At 66.2% G+C, this 16,601-nt stretch carries 12 protein-coding genes; 5 read left to right on the top strand and 7 right to left on the bottom strand.

Features of this window, described 5'->3' with window-relative positions:
* The first annotated feature begins 321 nt into the window (after positions 1-321).
* Positions 322-3,219, top strand: a complete 2,898-nt coding sequence (locus tag ACPDIX_RS02335; RefSeq protein ID WP_423430153.1) for a DUF5703 domain-containing protein — start codon at positions 322-324, stop codon at positions 3,217-3,219.
* 161 nt (positions 3,220-3,380) lie between these two features.
* On the opposite strand, the gene ACPDIX_RS02330 is transcribed toward ACPDIX_RS02335, so the two are convergent.
* The 5 genes from ACPDIX_RS02330 to ACPDIX_RS02310 all read right to left on the bottom strand — a co-directional run bounded on the left by ACPDIX_RS02330 (position 3,381) and on the right by ACPDIX_RS02310 (position 8,260).
* A complete protein-coding gene (locus ACPDIX_RS02330; protein WP_423430152.1) occupies positions 3,381-4,073 on the bottom strand; it encodes a VTC domain-containing protein in 693 nt (230 codons plus the stop codon).
* A 20-nt stretch (positions 4,074-4,093) separates the two neighbouring features.
* Positions 4,094-4,789, bottom strand: coding sequence for a DUF4956 domain-containing protein (locus ACPDIX_RS02325; RefSeq protein ID WP_423430151.1), 696 nt, complete (start codon positions 4,787-4,789; stop codon positions 4,094-4,096).
* 160 nt (positions 4,790-4,949) lie between these two features.
* Positions 4,950-7,019, bottom strand: coding sequence for a CotH kinase family protein (locus ACPDIX_RS02320; protein WP_423430150.1), 2,070 nt, complete (start codon positions 7,017-7,019; stop codon positions 4,950-4,952).
* Complete coding sequence (lepB, locus tag ACPDIX_RS02315; RefSeq protein WP_423430149.1) at positions 7,003-7,572, bottom strand: signal peptidase I; 570 nt, start codon at positions 7,570-7,572, stop codon at positions 7,003-7,005. Before lepB ends, ACPDIX_RS02320 begins: the two co-directional genes overlap by 17 nt.
* A complete protein-coding gene (locus tag ACPDIX_RS02310) occupies positions 7,556-8,260 on the bottom strand; it encodes a hypothetical protein (RefSeq protein WP_423430148.1) in 705 nt (234 codons plus the stop codon). Before ACPDIX_RS02310 ends, lepB begins: the two co-directional genes overlap by 17 nt.
* Before the next feature lie 106 nt (positions 8,261-8,366).
* Between ACPDIX_RS02310 and ACPDIX_RS02305 the strand changes: the two genes are divergently transcribed.
* A complete protein-coding gene (locus tag ACPDIX_RS02305) occupies positions 8,367-8,936 on the top strand; it encodes an ECF-type sigma factor (protein ID WP_423430147.1) in 570 nt (189 codons plus the stop codon).
* A 28-nt stretch (positions 8,937-8,964) separates the two neighbouring features.
* Here ACPDIX_RS02305 and ACPDIX_RS02300 read toward each other — a convergent pair whose 3' ends face one another.
* Entirely contained in the window at positions 8,965-12,585 is a 3,621-nt protein-coding gene (locus ACPDIX_RS02300) for a protein kinase domain-containing protein (RefSeq protein WP_423430146.1), read from the bottom strand.
* Positions 12,586-12,795: 210 nt separating this feature from the next.
* Here ACPDIX_RS02300 and hpt point away from each other — a divergent pair, with 210 nt between their 5' ends.
* Together hpt and ACPDIX_RS02290 are read left to right on the top strand one after the other, a co-directional pair.
* The gene (hpt, locus tag ACPDIX_RS02295) at positions 12,796-13,533 is read left to right on the top strand and encodes a hypoxanthine phosphoribosyltransferase (RefSeq protein WP_423430145.1); all 738 of its coding nucleotides are present in this window, start codon (positions 12,796-12,798) and stop codon (positions 13,531-13,533) included.
* A gap of 62 nt (positions 13,534-13,595) precedes the next feature.
* Positions 13,596-14,897, top strand: coding sequence for a competence/damage-inducible protein A (locus ACPDIX_RS02290; protein ID WP_423430144.1), 1,302 nt, complete (start codon positions 13,596-13,598; stop codon positions 14,895-14,897).
* A gap of 119 nt (positions 14,898-15,016) precedes the next feature.
* Here ACPDIX_RS02290 and ACPDIX_RS02285 read toward each other — a convergent pair whose 3' ends face one another.
* The gene (locus ACPDIX_RS02285) at positions 15,017-15,256 is read right to left on the bottom strand and encodes a ferredoxin (RefSeq protein ID WP_423430143.1); all 240 of its coding nucleotides are present in this window, start codon (positions 15,254-15,256) and stop codon (positions 15,017-15,019) included.
* A 140-nt stretch (positions 15,257-15,396) separates the two neighbouring features.
* On the opposite strand from ACPDIX_RS02285, the gene ACPDIX_RS02280 reads away from it, so the two are divergent.
* Positions 15,397-16,443, top strand: a complete 1,047-nt coding sequence (locus tag ACPDIX_RS02280) for a S1C family serine protease (protein ID WP_423430142.1) — start codon at positions 15,397-15,399, stop codon at positions 16,441-16,443.
* Positions 16,444-16,601 lie beyond the last annotated feature (158 nt).

Raw genomic sequence — 16,601 nt, 5'->3', positions numbered from 1 at the left:
CCTTGGAGCATTGGCTGGGCATCTTGGTGTGGCGGTGAGGGATCGAACGGTCCCCTTATGGGGGCGGTGGCGGCGTGTGGTGGTGACGAGCACCGGTTAGGGTGGGCGGGCTTCGTGGGGTGGGGCTGGGAGGATGAGGAGAGAAGGGCGGGACGGTTGGCGGACGCGCTGGGTTGGGAGGAGGGAAACGGCTGATCATTCTTGTGCGTAATGTCGGGGTGGCGATGGGCCTGAGGACCTTCGGTTTGGCTTGCGGGGGGTGGGGGTTTGGCGACCATGCGTGGCATGGAAGCGAGTTGGTGGAACCGATGGAGTTCGGGGATGAGAGTGGGAGTGGCGGCTTGGGGCGGGTGCGGATCGGGGGTGTTGCCCATGGGAGGCGGGCGGTCCATTCAGCCGGGGATGCGCGTGTGTGGGCTGCGGAGCAGTTGGTGGGTCATTTGGGGCATTGTGGTCGCCTGGGTGTGTGGAACAGGCGCGGAGCCGGCGGTGAGTCAGTACAACGTGATGTGGGAGAGTCCGAGCACGAACCATCACGGGTCCATGCCGTTGGGAAACGGGGAGGTGGCGCTGAATGCGTGGATGACGGCGGACGGGCAGTTGCAGTGTTACGTGGCGCGGTCGGATGCATGGGATGAGTACGGCCGGCTGGTGAAGGTGGGCAAGATCCGGTGGGTGATCGAGCCGAATCCGGTGCGGGAGGGGGAGCCTTTTCGGCAGGAACTGCGGTTGGAAGCGGGCTCGATGGAGGTTCGGTCGGGCCGTGGATCGGGTTCTGTGCGGCTGGAGTTGTGGGTGGACGCGTATTTGCCGGTGGTGCATTTGACGGTGGAATCGGAGCGACCGGTCACGGTGACGGCCGTGGGGGAGTTGTGGCGGACGAACCGGCAGGTGAGGCGTGAGCTGGAGTTGAGTGACGTGCTTTGGGGGCATCCGGATGGGGAGGGCGGCGAGGGGGCGATGGTGTTGGAGCCGGACCGGTGGCTGACGGGGTTGGAGGGGAGGGTGGGGTGGTATCATTTCAACGAAAAGTCGGTGGGTCCGGCGATGATGGCGCGGATCCAGGGTTTGTCGGGTTTTCGGCAGGAGGATCCGCTGTTGCATCGGGTGTTCGGGGTGTTGATGGAGGCGGATGGCGGGGAGCGGTTGGATGACCGGCGGCTGCGGTCGGGTCCGGCGCGGCGGCATTATTTTCGTGTGGCGGTGACGTCCTTGCATCCGGGGACGCCTGAGGAGTGGCGGGCCCGGTCGGAATCGCTTCTGGCGCGGGTGCGGTCGGAAGGGGTGGAGCGACGGCGCTGGTTGCAGGAGTCATGGTGGCTGGCGTTTTGGGATCGGAGCTGGATTCGGGCGGTGCGGGGTGCGGGTGCGGTGCCCGTGACGCCGCCGCTGGTGCCGCCGAATCGGCATCCGGTGCGGGTGGGGATGGACCGTGACGGGGGCAACCGATGGGCGGGTGAGATTGGGCGTCTGACGATCTGGAACCGGCCGTTGGACGAGGAGACGGTGGGCCGTTTATTCCGGACACCGTCAGGCAAGTGGGTGGAGGGTGTGCCGGCGCCGTTGGTGTCGCTGCGGGATGTGAAGGTGCAGGTGTTGACCGGTTCGGAGGACTGGGGCTTCTCCAAGGGGCTGACGGTGGAGGCGTGGATTCGGCCGGAGAAGTTTGGAGTGGGGGGTGCGCGGATCGTGGACGAGGTGACGCCCGGTGTGGATGACGGGTTTTTGCTGGACACGTGGCCGGGGAACAGTCTGCGGTTCATTTGTGGGACGCACACGTTGCGGGTGCCGCGGGGGGCGCCTGCGGGGGAGTGGACGCACGTGGCGGCGGTGGCGGATCCGGAGTCGGGGCGGTGCCGTCTGTATGTGAACGGGCGTGTGGAGGCGGAGACCCAGGGGATACCGACGGCGGATTACGATGAGGCGGCGCGGGTGAGCCAGATGTACCATTTGCAACGGTTCGTGACGGCGGCGGCGGGCCGGGGTCGGTATCCGATCAAGTTCAACGGTTCGTTGTTCACGGTGCCGCCCGGGCCGACGGAGGCGGATCCGGATTATCGGCGGTGGGGGCCGGGCTACTGGTGGCAGAACACACGGCTGCCGTATTACGCGATGTGTGCGGCGGGGGATTATGATCTGATGGAGCCGCTGTTCCGGATGTACGTGGACGAATTGTTGCCGCTGTGTCGGCATCGGACCCGGGTTTACATGGGGCATGAGGGTGCGTTTTATCCGGAGTGCATGATGTTTTGGGGGGCGATCTTCAGCGAAACCTATGGTTGGACGCCGTTCGATCAGCGCGAGGACAAACTGCAGCAGAGTCGCTGGCACAAGTACGAATGGGTGAGCGGGTTGGAGCTGGCGTGGCTGGCGCTGGAGTATTATGAGCACACGGGCGACCGCGGATTTCTGGAGCGGCGGGTTCTGCCGGTGACGCGCGAGGTCCTGCGGTTTTTCGAGGTGCATTATCCGACGAATGCCGGGGGGCAACTGGTGTTTTACCCTTCGCAGGCGCTGGAGACGTGGTGGGTTTGTACGAACGCGACGCCGGAGGTGGCCGGTTGCCGTGCGGTGGCGCAGCGGTTGTTGTCATTGCCTGCGGAGGTCGTGCCGGCCCGGGATCGCGAGCTTGCGGCGCGGTTGTTGGGGAAACTGCCGCCGGTGCCGGTGCACACGGTGGAGGGGAAAACGGCGCTGGCGCCTGCGGCGGTCTTTGGGGAGAAGCGGAACAGTGAGAATCCGGAGTTGTATCCGGTGTTTCCGTTTCGGCTGTTTGCTTTCAACCGGCCGCATGCGGAGTGGGCGCTGGCGGCGTTGGAGCACCGGCTGGATCGCGGGCACTTCGGCTGGCGACAGGACGATCTGTTCATGGCGTATTTGGGCCTGACCCGGGATGTGCAGCGTGCTGTGGTGGAGCGGTCCTGGCGGCGGGATCCGAATGAACGGTTTCCGGCCTTTTGGGGGCCCAACTTTGACTGGACGCCGGACCAGTGTCACGGCGGGGTGTTCATGCGGACGTTGCAGGCGATGGTGATGCAGACCGACGGGCGGGCCATCTACCTGTTTCCGGCGTGGCCGCGCGACTGGGACGTGAGTTTCAGGCTGCATGCGCCCTTTCGAACGACGGTGGAGGGTGAACTGCGGGAGGGACGGTTGGTGCGTTTGAAGGTCGAGCCACCTGAACGGGCGCGTGACGTGGTGGTGTTGCCGCTGCGTTGAGGAGGTGATGATCGGGGCGGTCGGTATGCGGCCGTGCTGCAGCGGGCCACGAAGGTGGCGTGATTTCTCCAGCCCCGCGGGCTTTTCGGATGGTTGGTGATGGCGGGGATCGAGGGGCGATCCGGGGGTGGAGCGCTCCTGCTGCGCGGGTGGCGGGGTGGTCAGTCGGAGTCGAAGAAGGCGAGTTTCAGGCCGAGGATGTATTTGGAGCAGCGTGCGATGCGAAAGGGAAAGGCGTTGGTGATGCGGTCGGCGTCGGGTGCGGCGGCGGGAGGGAACTTGAGCTCGAGGATGACGGGGATGGGAGAGGGGATCAGGCCGGCATGGTTGGATCTGCGCGTCACGGTGTCGAATTTCAGGTCGGTATCCATGGTGAGTCGGAAGCGGCGATCGCTGCTGATGAAGTAGCGGCGGAGGTATCTGGTCAGCAGCACCGGCTGCCGCAACCGGACGGCCGGCCGGATGGGCTCCGGCAGATGGGCTTGCCCGATGTAGGTGCGGATGGAAGTAGCCCACCCGGGTCCGTTGATGGTGAGTGGCGGGACGGGGTGAGACTCTTTCCATGCGACGTGGCCGGCTTTTTGTTTGCGTTCGAGCGAGGGTGTGGGTATGGCCGCGAGCAGCGGGCCGTACCATCGGATGCGGGTCTTGCTGCGGCGGGGGAGGCCGGCGACGTGGTCGTGGAAATCGCCGAGGGCGGGGGTGTCGAGATAGACGCTGTTGACGTAGCGGGGCGGGTAGGCCTCGCGGAAGCCGGCTGGGTGCTGTTGGATGAGGACGAGGACCTGATCGGGAGGGATCCCGAGCGGCAGGAGCTTTCTTTCGTAGCGAACGGATTCCTGTGGCGGGGACATGGTTGGTTGGGTTGGCGGGTTCAGATGGCCAGGGCCCGGTCGTCCACGCAAGTGACGCGAGCGTCGGGTGCGAGGGTGCGGAGCTTTTGAGTGAATTGCTCGAGGGTTTGGGGCGTGGGGAAATCCACGTGGAATGCGGCTTCGAGACGGTCGGCGGCGAGGTCGTAGCGTTTGAGGGCGGCGACGGCGCCGGTTTCCGCGAAGAGTTGAAGGAGCTGTTGGAGGTTGAGTCCCGTGGATGCCGGGGCGTCCACGGTGAGGTAGAGGTTGCCCTGCGGAGGTGGCCGGCGGGTGAGGCCCCTGATGACAATGAGGCCGAGGATGATGATGAGGGCGACGAGGGTGACGAGGGCCTGACCGGCGCCGAGACCCAAGCCGATTCCGATGGCCAGGAAAAGATAAGCGAGCTCCTCGGGTTCCTTGATCGGTGTGCGGAAGCGCACGATGGAAAGTGCGCCGACGAGGCCGAGGGAAAGGGCGAGCGAGGATTTGACGATGCTGATGACGAGCGTGGTGGTGACGACGAGCAGGAGGAAGTTGCGAGCGAAGAGTCGGCGGTTGGACAGTGACTGGCCGAAGCGAATGTAGACCTGGCCGAGGATGACGCCGAGCATGGCGGCGAGGGCCAGACTGAGGACGACGTCCGGCAGGGCGGCCCGCATTTCGGGGTTCCAGAAGAGGTTACGGAGCGATTCTTCGATGTGCATGGTGTTCATGACAGGTCAATTTTGGGTTGAGTTGTGAGATGCACGGGTTTTGGAGAGTGCGATTCCTGGCGTGGAAGTTCTCGGGAAAGGGGCTGAGTGCAGTTCATGGAGGAGGTTCCGGCCGAGCATGGCGCGGTCGGGCGCGCGATCCGGTTGGCGAGGATCGGGGTCATGGGCGGGGTGGCGTGTCGGACTGTGGCGGGTCTGGGCGTGACGGGCTGTTTTGGGGCGGAGGTGGAGAATCGGGCGTGGGCGAGGCGCCCGGAGGGGACGCGGGCGGGTTGCGTCGTGAAGCCGGGGGCGGGCCGCCGAAGGGAGCAAAGCGGGGAGGTTCGGGTTGTAGGTCTGTTTGGATGCCGGCATAGAGTTCGAGGAAACGGAGGCGATCGTCGCGGTTGGTGTCCCAATGATGGAAGAGGTTTGCCATGCCGGAGACGAATTCCTGTGCAGTGAGTTGCTGGTTGGCATCCTGGTCGCAGCGGCTGAACAGGGGCTCCGCGAAGCTGCCGAGGCCGGAACCGCGGCGGCGGCCGGGTGGACCGAAGGAGAACCCCTCGCCGGGCTGGAGTCCCGGGGAGAGTCCGGCCAATTGTTTGCGGATGGATTCGGTTCGGTCGCGTACAAAAGGTTTGATGGGCTTGAGAGGTTCGCGGTTGAAGGGGCCGAAGGAGGGCCGCGGGATGAGTTCACCGGCGACGATGCGGTCGAAGGTGGCCAGTTTTTGCTCCGATTCCTCGCGGACGGCGGGTCGGATGGCAGCGGCGATTTCGTCCACCTGTGCCGCGATGCGGTCGGGGTTGCAGAGGGTTTGGGAGAGGCGGTCGAGTTCCCGGAGGTAGAGCTGTTTGAATTTCTGGACGCGGAACATGCGTTCGAGGAAGGGGTTTCGGCCCTGCCAGGGCTGATGGATGCTGAGTTCGTCGCGTTGTTGTTGGGAAGCGCGATCGAACTGGCCCCAGGAGCGGTCCTGGTCCCATGGGATGAACTGGAACAGTTGGGATTTGGGGTGGAGGTGGAGATAGAAGTTCTGGCCCGGGCCGAGGAGGCCGTCTATGTCGGAGAGATAGACCATGACGGCGAGGAAGCGGGCGAATTGGGGCAGGTCGATGTAGTGATGGATGCGGGCGGCGAGGGTGGGGTCGTCTGCGTGGGTGACGAGGTGACAGAGTTGGATGAGGCGCCTTTTTTGTTCGGGGAAGAGGGGGGGTTTGGGATCGTAGATCTGGCGGTAGGCGTCCCAGTCGGCGCCGAGGTCGGCGAAGAGTGAAGAGGTGACGGGTTTGAAGAGGGCGCCTCGTTTGGTGGCGAAGTGGCGGAGGAGGAAATGTTGGTCCACGGCTTCGGTGAGGGTGTAGAGGCCGAGGAAGGTGTGGTTGAAGCGGCCGGGGACGGTGAGGTGGACCCGGGCGTAGGTGGTGCGCGGGGCGGGCACGCCGGCGTCGCGGTAGAGGCGGTAAGCCAGCACTTCGTTCATGTAGCTGGCGTCGGTGATCTGGTTTTGGAGGTTGAGTGTTTCGACATCGCGCAGTCGCCGGGAGGGGACGAAGTGGTCGAGCTGGATCTTGAAGGACTTCTTGGGTGAATCGCGGGCCTCGAGGAAGGTGCCGTTACCCTTGTAGCGGAGGCCGACGTTGGGGAAGCGGTGGCCGTTGATTTCGAGGTCGGCGTGGACGTATGCGAATTCGAGGCCGAAGGTGGTGCCGATGCCGTTGGGTTTGCCTTCGGGTCCGATGAGCAGGGCGGTGATGCCTTCGGCGACGGGGTTCGGGATGGCGTCCAGTGCTTCGCGGATGCGGTCCGCGTCGAGCGTGGTGGCGGCGTGGGTGCGCCAGAGGTCGAAGGTGGCGCGTGCGTAGGTTGTCCATTCGGATAGGGTTAGGGATCCATCGCGGTTGGCATCGGCTTCGCGCATCCAGATGGAGGCGAGGGCGCGTTCGTTCACGCCATTGCCGGGTCGGCCGGGAGGGCGCGGGCCGGGTCCGAATGGATTGTCGCGTCCGGGTGGCTGCATGGCCTCCCATTGGTCGGGTGCGACGTGCAGGTGCAGGTTCCAGATCCGGGTGGTTTGATAGAGGTGATCGGCGTCGAGCGGCGCGGTGTCGGGCCCGGCCTGGGTGAGCCGGCTGAGTGCTGCTGTGGCGAGCCAGATGGCGAAGAGGAAGATCGCGCCCGTGAGGGCTGGCAGGAGAAAGCCGTCCGGGCGAGGGTGTGGTGATGTGGTTTCAAACGGTCGGGGCATGGGGGAGGGCGGCGTGGGTTGGGGTGCGGAAAGGCGCGAGGGGGGTGCCGGTCCGGAGGATGGCGGTGACCTTACCGAGGATCTGGTTGCGGTGGACGACGAGGTGAACCGGGAGCATGTCCGACACGGTGCGGTTGTCGCCGAGGAGCGCGTAGTGGTCGGGGCGGAGGTTGCCTTTGCCGAGTTGGAGCGGGCCGGGCTGGAGCGGGTGAGGTTCGGGTACGTGTCTGCCGTTGACGAAGAGTTGTCCGTCTCGAATCTCGACGGTTTCGCCGGGCAGGCCGACGATACGTTTGATGAGGCGTTCGGATCCGATTTGTGCGACGACGATGTCGCCCCGGCGTGGGGGTGTGTGGGTGTAGGCATGATGGTCGAGCAGGACAAGGTCGCCGGGTGCGAGGGTGGGTTCCATGCTGTGTCCTGCGACGAGGCAGGGGGTCCAGTGGAGGCGCAGGAGTGCCAGGATGAGGCAGGTGACGGCCGCCGGAAGGATCCAGAGGCTTCTGCGGCTGCTGCGGATGGTGAGGTTGTTTGGTTCAGGGATGGGGCTCATGGTCCGCGGTGTGGTTTGGGGTGGTATGTGCGCAGAGGGGCGGGGCCGCGTCCTCGGAGGTGAGCGCGGCGGACAGGAGTGGTGACAGGTTGGGCGGGAGTGTGAGAGCGGCGATCCATTCGGATTCTCTGCCGGTTTTACGGGCCAGGGTTTGGGCGTCGCGGAAAAAGTCGGTGACGATGGGATCGGTGGGGTAGCGTCGCAGAGCGTCGAGGTAGAGATCCAGCCAGCGGTCGTAATGGCCCTCGTGTTTGAGGGCGAAGAGGAGAGGTCTGAGGATTTCGGACTCGAGACCGGTTCCGCGGAACTCGTCGAGGGCGTCTTCGAGGAGGTGGATGACAGGTTGGAGGGAGTGCTGGCGGGGGCCGGTCTCGGGCGTGGTGCGGGATGGTTCCTGCCGGAGGGTTTGGGCGATTCTTTGCTGGGCTTCGCGCACGTACTCTTCGGCGTACATGCGGAGGGCTGCGCGGGCGAGTTGGACCTCGGAGAAGGAGCGCCATTGGAGGCGGGGATCGAGCATGAGGTGGCTGAGCGGGTCCGGGCGGTGTGCGCGGACGTCTCGCAGGCTGCCGAGGGCAAAGCCGAGGCAGGCTGCCAGCAGTGCTGCGGCCGGGCATCGGAGGTCGCGGCGGCTGGTGGCGGGCCCGCGATTTTTCCGGCCCGGAACGGAAAGCCTGTTTCTGGACATGGTTGGGTCCATTTTTTCTCTGCCCTGTCATGCGCAGGTTGCGGAAGAAAACCGCCACTTGTTACAGGGAGGGGCAGGTTTCTTGACGGCTTGTTCGGGTGGGAGCATGTTGCGGTCCGTGGGCCGGGTGACGGAGCTTCTGGAGGCGGTGCAGCGTGGGGATCCTCGTGCCGGGGAGGAGTTGCTGGCGGCGGTGTACGAGGAGCTGCGGCGGATGGCGGCGGGCATGATGATGCGGGAGGCCCCGGGGCACACGTTGCAACCGACCGCGCTGGTGCACGAGGCCTGGCTGCGCCTGACCTCGCGGGGTCAGGAAGGCTGGGCGGGCCGGGCGCATTTTTTTGCGGCTGCGGCGGAGGCGATGCGGCGGATCCTGGTGGAGTCGGCGCGGCGGCGGAGGGCACAAAAGCGCGGTGGCGGGGCGGAGCGTGTGGAGCTGCGGGAGGATCTGGTCGTGGAGGCGGGTCCATCGGATGAGGTGCTGGCGGTTCACGAGGCGTTGGAGGAGCTGGCACGGGAGGATGCGTCGGCGGCGGAGCTGGTCAAGTTGCGTTATTTTGGCGGGCTGACGATGGAAGAGGCGGCTGCGGTGTTGGGTTTGCCGTTGCGGACCGCGGAGCGGCGGTGGGCTTATGCGCGGGCGTGGCTGCGCCGTCGGATTCGGCCCGGTGCGTGAGGGAGGTGGGCGTGCGGGCGGGGGAGGGTTAGCGGGGTGTGGTTTCGATGCGGGCGATTTCCTCGAAAGATGGTGCGCGCCAGAGGTGGAGTTCGCCCCGGCTGCTGCAGGAGGCCAGGACGTTGCCGTCCGGCGAGAAGGCCGTGGCGTGGAACATGGACCCGCGTCCGGGGAGGGTGAGCAGTTCCTGGAGGCTTTCGGTGTCCCAGAGTTTGACCGCCTCGGTTCCGTTGCTACCGATGGCGATGCGGCGTCCGTCTGGTGAGAACGTCACGGAATGGGCGCCTTGGAGGAAGCCGTGGAAGGACGATCCGGGGGCGTGTTGGTGTCGGTCCCAGAGCAGGCCCGTGCCTTGGAGGGTGACGGCGGCGAGCCAGCGCGCGTCCGGGGAGAGGGCTGCGGCGGTGATCTGGCGGATGGGCAGCGGGATGGTTTCCGTCCGGCGGGAGGGGATGTGGAGGAGCCTGATTTCATCGCTTGGCGCGGGGGCGACGAGCCAGGAGCCGTCCGGAGCCAGGGCGGGCTTTGCTGGTGGCAGGAGGGGTGCGGCATCCCATTCCCAGACGGGTCGGCTGGTGGGGAGGTCCCAACAGCGGAGGGTGTCGGTGCGCGGGTCGTAGGTAAGGAGTCGCAGTGTGCCTGGGAGGAAACCGACCAATCGGAGGCGACCGGATGAGCCGGGCAGGTTGAAGTCGTTGCCGGGTTGTGTGAGGGAGCGGACGTACAGATCGCCGGTGCGGGTGACGAAGGCGATCCACTGTCCGTCCGGTGAGAAGCAGGCGTCCATCAGGTCGTTGGAGGGGAGCTGGAGGATGGGTGTGGCCAGTTCGAAGTCGGGGCCGGTCCAGCGTGTGACCTGTGCCTGGTGATCGAGTGTGAGGAGGTCGGAGTTGTTGGTGAGTAAGGTCCAGGAGCGGACGCGGACGGGGAGGATCTGGAGCGCCTGGTGGGGATGGGTGCGGGCGGTATCCCACGCGCAGACCTGACCGTCCTTGGCTCCGCTGAGGAGGGTGGTTTGGTCGGGGCAGAGTGCCAGGCTCCAGACTTCGAGGCGGTGTCCGCGGAGGGTGCGGATGGGATGGATTACGGTGGGCGCCTGCGGGATGGTTGGGTTTTCCGGGTCGTGTTCCGGTGCCGGCGTGGGGGCGTCGGTCTGGGAAGGGTGCTGTTGGTTGGTTCGGAGGGAGGCGAGGTTCCAGAGGTGGATGGTTTGGTCGCCGCTGGCGGAAGCCAGGGTGCGGCTGTCGGGCCAGAAGAGGAGGTCGCGGCAGTACGTGCGGTGTCCTTCGAGGCGAGCCACGGGCCGGCCGGAGCGGGCGTTCCAGATGCGCACGGTGGGTTCGACGAAGCCGCCTGCGGTGGCGAGGAAGTGGCCATCGGGGGAGAGGGCGAGTGCGATGACGTTTTCCTCGGCGACGCGGTCGGACCAGAGGAGACGTTGTTGTTCGAGGTCCAGGACGCGAACTCTGCCGTTGCCGAGGGCTTGGGCGGCGAGGCGGAGGTCCGGTGTGAAGGTGGTGCGGCTGCCGAGGATGGCGCGGCCGGCGTCTTCGGGCCAGGGGAAGGAAATGGAGCCCAGGGGCGTGGCGTTGGGGAGACTCCAGAGGGTGAAGAGGGTGTCACCCACGGTGACGAGGAGCCGTTGGCCGTCGCCGGAGAATGCCAGGGCGGAGATCCGGTCGGGGAAGGGGATCCGGGCTTGGAAAGACCGGGTTTCCCAGTTCCAGATGCAGACGCGTTCGGTTGGTGTTTGGGTGCCGGGTGGTGTGGCGGAGTCGGGAGGTTCGTGGTCGGGTTTGTCTGGCGCTTTTTCTCCGGCGAGGAAGGCCAGGAGCGGACCTGCCGGGGAGAATGCGAACGGCGGGCGGGCGAGGTCGGGTGGGAGTCGGAGGTGTTCGGAGCGGGAACGGAGGTCCCAGATGGTGAGACCGTGGTTGCCGGGTTGTGCGATGGCGACGAGTCGGCCGTCGTGGGAGACGGCGAGGTGTTGGATTTCGTGGGGGAGCTGGCAGAGGGTGAAGAGGGCATCGCTTTGGCAGAGGCGCCAGAGGTACCGCCATTCCCAGCCACGGAGGTCGGGTGTGGGGGAGGGTGCGGGGGAGTCGGGGCTGGTTGGTGTCGGGCCGGGAGAGGGCTGGCCGGGTCGGTGTCGGTCGAGCAATTCGCGTGCGCGGCCGAGGTTGTTGGCGGCCAGGGCCTGCTGGACGAGGTTCATGTCGGCCGCGTAGGCACGGAGTCTGGCGAGGTGGGCGCGTTGTTCGGCGAGGCGGCGTGCGGTTTCGGCCTCCTGGCGGAGGCGGGCTTGTTCGCGTTCGGCGCGGAGGGCGCGTTGGTAGGCGTGACTTTTCTCGGTGTATTGCCAGGTGGCGAGGGCGAGGCCGGAGAGGAGGGCGACCAGGGCGATGGCTGAGGTGAGGGAAGCGACGCGGTGACGGCGTACGAGTTTTCCGAGGCGGTACAGGGTGCCGGGCGGGCGTGCCAAGACAGGTTCGTTGTCGAGGTGGCGTTCGATGTCGCATGCGAGGTCGTGGGCGGTGGCGTAGCGGCGGGCGCGATCTTTTTCGAGGGCCTTGAGGGTGATCCAGTCGAGGTCGCCCTGGAGGAGATGGGCGAGGCGGGAGGGGTCGGTGCGGCGGCGTGCGGCGATCCCGGTCTGGGTTTCGGGAGGGAGGTTGCGAAAGCGGCGGGAAGGGGGGAGCGGATCTTGTTCACGAAGGATGCGGCGGAGGCTGTCCAGGCCTGCGCGTGTGAGTTCTTTTTCGTCGAAGGGTGTGTGGCCGATGAGAAGTTCGTAGAGGAGGACGCCGAGGCTGTAGATGTCTGTGCGGGTGTCGAGGTCGGCGGTGCCGAGGTCGGCCTGTTCCGGGCTCATGTAGGCCGGTGTGCCGAGGAAGGAGCGGAGTTCGGTGTGGAGGGTTTTGTCGGTGAGCGGGTGATCGAGGGCCTTGGCGATGCCGAAGTCGATGACCTTGGCGCGTGGGGCGCCCTCGTGAAGGGTGACGAGGACGTTGGAGGGTTTGATGTCGCGGTGGATGATGCCTTTTTGGTGGGCGTGTTGGACGGCGTGGCAGACTTGGAGGAAGAGTCGGAGACGTTCGGGCACGGTGAGACGGTTGCGGTCGCAGTATTCGGTGATGCGCAGGCCGGCGACCAGCTCCATGACGAAGAAGGGCCGGCCGGTGGGGGTGGTGCCGGCGTCGAGGACGCGGGCGATGTGCGGGTGGTCCATGAGGGCCAGCGCCTGGCGCTCGGACTCGAATCGAGCGATGACGGCCCGGCTGTCCATGCCGGGTTTGAGGATTTTGAGAGCGACGCGGCGGCGGATGGGGGTGAGTTGCTCGGCCAAGAAGACGATGCCGACGCCGCCCTCGCCGATTTTTTCGAGCAACTTGTAGGGGCCGATGCGGTCGCCGGGTTTTTCGACCGGGGGGAGCGGGGGCTCGGGCCCTGGTGTGGCGGGGGAGAAATCGGAGTTCAGGAGTTGGAGGGCCGGGGTTTCGAGGAAGGCATCGTCGCGGTGGTGTTGGAGGAGGGTTTCGACGGCGGCACGGAGGGCGGGATTGAGCGAGCCGATGCGTTCCAGGTAGGCGGCTCGGGCCTCCGGCGTGGGCTGATGCAGCGCTTCGAGAAAGGCGTCCCGTTCGGTCATAGGTACGGTTGGGCCGGTGGCAACACCGGTTCCCTCAAGCATTCGTGCGCATGTGGGGCAGGTTTCCCGCCATGGATGGAGGATACGTGACGGACCGGGCGGCGTCCATGTGGGGGCGGCTTTCCGGGTGGGTTCGGACAGGGCTGCGCTTGGCGGGGTGGCGGAAATGGGCTTTTGGGTGGGGTGGACCTGGATTAGGCTGCGGGTTCGATGAGAACGGTGCCGAGGGTGGACGCGACGGGTTCGGGCGCGAAGGTGCCCCGGGTTTGGCGGCAGGATGTGGAGCGGGTGCTGATTCCGGCGGACCGGTTGGCGCGTCGGGTTCGGGCGATGGCGCGGCAGATACAGGAGGACCATCGGGGGCGTGAACTTGTTCTGGTGGCGCTGTTGAACGGGACGCTGGTCTTTCTGGCGGATTTGATCCGGCATCTGACGCTGCCGCTGCGTTTGGATTTCATCGGGGTGTCGAGCTACGGTCAGGGGACGCGGCCGGGGCGGCTGGTATTTACGAAGGAGCTGGGGTTGGACGTGCGGGGCCGGGAGGTGTTGGTGGTGGACGACATCCTGGACACGGGCCGCACGTTGTCGCGGGTGTTGGAGCGGCTGCGCAGGCTGGGTCCGCGGAGTTTGCGTGTTTGCGTGCTGTTGGAGAAGAAGGCGAGGCGGGAGGAACCGGTGCGGGCGGATTACGTGGGTTTCGAGATTCCGGATGTTTTCGTGGTAGGGTACGGCCTGGACTACGCGGAGCGGTACCGGCACCTGCCGTTTGTGGGGGTGTTGCGGTCGGAGAGGATCGGTGCCGGTGGCGAGGCGGGGCGGGTTTCGCGAGCTGTGAAGAGCAGCCGGGGTGGCCCGGTCGGCGGGACCGGGACGCGGGGTTCGGAGCGGCGGTCATCCCCGGTGCGGGGCGGGTCCCGGGTTTGTCGGGCAACGGGCGCCGGAGGGTGACCGGATGTCCGGCTGGGAGGTGAGGGAAGGGTCGGGGATGGAGAGTCCGGAGAGGGTTTCGCATGGTCAGGGTCGAGCTCATACACACGGGTACGGAGTTGCTGACGGGCGCGCGTTTGAACGTCCACGCGCAGTGGCTGAGTGAGCGATTGAGCCTGCTGGGGTACGAGGTGTCGCGGCAGGTGGCGGTGGCGGACGAGGCGGGGGCGATCCGGGCGGCAGTGGCGGAGGCGTTGGGCCGGGTGCGTTTGGTGTTGGTGACGGGCGGGTTGGGCCCGACATCGGATGACCGGACGCGCGAGGAGATTGCCGGGTTGCTGGGGTTGGGGTTGAAGCTGGATGAGCGCGTTTTGAAGCGGTTGGAGTCGTTTTATGCTGCGCGGGGCCGGCCGATGCCGGAACGGGCGCGGGTACAGGCGCTGGTGCCGGCTGGCGCCGTGGTTTTGGAGAACCGGTGGGGGACGGCCCCTGGGTTGGCGATTGAGGTGAGTGAAGAGCTTCGGTCGGCATGGGGGCGGGGGAAGGCCGGTACGTTTTCGGAGGGGAGCGGCTGGTTGATCATGTTGCCGGGGCCGGCGCGGGAGCTTCATCCGATGTTTGAAGAAGAGGTGATGCCGCTGTTGGCCCGGCTGATGCCGGTGGAAGAGGAATGGGCGAGTGTGACGCTTCGCACGGTGGGGTTGCCGGAGTCGCAGGTGGAACGGGAGGTAGCGGGCGTGTTGGAAGGGGTGGCGCCCGCGGTCGAGCTGGGCACGTGTGTGCATTTCGGGCAGGTGGACGTGCGTTTGAGCGCGCGGGGGCCTGGTGCACATGCGCGGATTCGGAAGGCGGAGGCAGCAGTTTTGGCGTTGCTGGGCGGGGCGGTGTTCGGGCGGGGCGGGGAGCTGCTCGAGGCGGTGGTGTTGCGATTGTTGAGGGAGCGCGGTGCGACGCTGGCGGTGGCGGAGTCGTGCACGGGCGGCTGTTTGGCGCATCGGCTGACGAACGTGCCGGGTGCCTCGGAAGTGTTTTGGGGTGGCTGGATCACGTACAGCAACGAGGCGAAGGTGAAGAGCCTCGGTGTGGACGCGTCGGATTTGGCGGCGCACGGGGCGGTGAGCGAACCGGTGGCCCGGCAGATGGCCGAGGGCGCCCGGCGGGCGGCGGGCAGCACGTACGCGCTGGCGATCACGGGGATTGCGGGTCCCACCGGAGGTACGGCGGAGAAACCGGTGGGGACGGTATTTGTGGCGTGTGCGGGGCCGGAGGGGACGGATGTGGTTCGCCGGTTTCATCCGGGCGATCGCCTGACGTTCAAGGAGGTGACGGCGACGTTTGCGTTGGACCTCTTGCGGCGGGTGCTGATGGATCGGGGAAGGCGGTGAGCTGAGGGGGAAGCCGGTGACCTGAGCGGGCGGGGACACCCGGCGGGCATTCCGGTAAATAAAAACCCCGCGGTGAGGTCAGGGACAACCCGCCGCGGGGTGGGGGAAAGGCGAAGCGGTCAAGGTTGATCGCCGTCGTCGCCGATGGCTTCCACGGGGCAGCCTTCCTTGGCCTCTTTGCATTGGGCCTCTTCCTCCGGTGTGGATGGTTGTTTGTAGACGTAGGAATAGCCGCCCTCATCGTTGCGGCGGAAATTGTTGGGTGCGGTTTCGCGACAGAGGTCGCAGTCGATGCACTGATTGTCCACGTAGTATTTGCCCGGGACGTTGTCAGGATACTTGTTTGCTTTGTCTGCCATAGCGGTTCGCCTTTCTTTCCGGTTGGTCCATGTATAGAGGAAGCGGGGCCGGATGGCAAACCCCAAAGGGCGTCGGGCGCGGTGGCGTTGCGTGGCTGGCGTTGCTCGGTGGCGTTGGAGGCCCTAAGGTTGGGGGTGTTATGAGGACTGTTCGGTGGCTGCTCATGGCGGTGATGGCGGCGGGTGCGGGGTTGGCGCTGGAGGCGGCGCACAGGGGCTCCACGGACGTGCTGGAGCTGCGCGGTGGCGGCGAAATCCGGGGTCGTGTACTGGCGGAGAAGACGGATTCGCTGGTGGTGGATCTGGGGTACACGGTTTTGGTGGTGCCCCGCCGGGAGGTGCGGGCGTGGCAGCGGGGCGGTGGTGAAGGGGAGGAGAGGCCGGAGGTGGTGCCGTCCGAGGGTGAGTCGGGGGCGAGTGTGCGAGGGGGCGGGTCGGTGCCGGAGGTTCGGGAGGGTGGGAAGAGCGGGGGTGAAGGGTTTTATGTGGAGGGGCCGGATGGTTTGCCGGTTCGGAACGTGCGGGAGCTGGCGGAGGAGGTGGGTGAGTCGGTGGTGCAGGTTCGGACTCCTTCGGGGCTGGGGTCGGGGTTCGTGCTGAACGAGGAAGGTTATCTGCTGACGAACTTTCACGTGATCGAGGGGGAAAACGACATTCGGGTGGAGGTGTTTCGCAGGAGCGGGGGTCAGTTGGAACGGACGACTTATCGGTCGGTGCGGATTGTGGCATTGAACAAGTTTTTCGACCTGGCTTTGTTGAAGATCGAGGATGCTGGGGCGGGTCCGTTTCGGCATGTGCGGCTGGGCAGTTCGCGGCGGTTGGCTGTGGGGGAGCGGGTTTTTGCGGTGGGGAGTCCCTTGGGTTTGGAACGGACGGTGACGGAGGGGATTGTGAGCACGAAGACGCGGGAACTGCAGGGTGTACTGTATTTGCAGACGACGGCGCCGATCAACCCCGGGAACAGCGGGGGACCTTTGTTCGACATGCGCGGTTTGGTGGTGGGGGTGACCAACATGAAGATCACATTCGGTGAGGGGCTGGGATTTGCGATTCCGGTGGAGCGGGTGAAGGAGTTTTTGGAGAATCGGGAGGCGTTTGCCTACGACAACAGCAATCCCAACAGTCCCTACCGGTACCTGCCTCCACCGCGGCGCGGGGCCGGGTCTGTTGCGGAGACGGCCGAGTGAGGGGTGGACCTGGGTGGCGGGGATGAGGCCGGGAGAGAGGAGGCATGCGGGGCGGTACGCGGAGCCGGTCGGGGCCGGTTCAAGACGCTGTTGCCATGGGTGGCCGGGCCGGTTGACGGGCTGGCGGGCGTGTGTTTGGGCTTGTATTTTGCTGGGGT

Origin of the sequence: Limisphaera sp. 4302-co (genome assembly GCF_049537155.1) — a bacterium.
GTDB lineage: Bacteria > Verrucomicrobiota > Verrucomicrobiia > Limisphaerales > Limisphaeraceae > Limisphaera.
The sequence above is the reverse complement of the archived record's forward strand: the minus strand, read 5'-3'. Positions and strand labels throughout refer to the sequence as shown.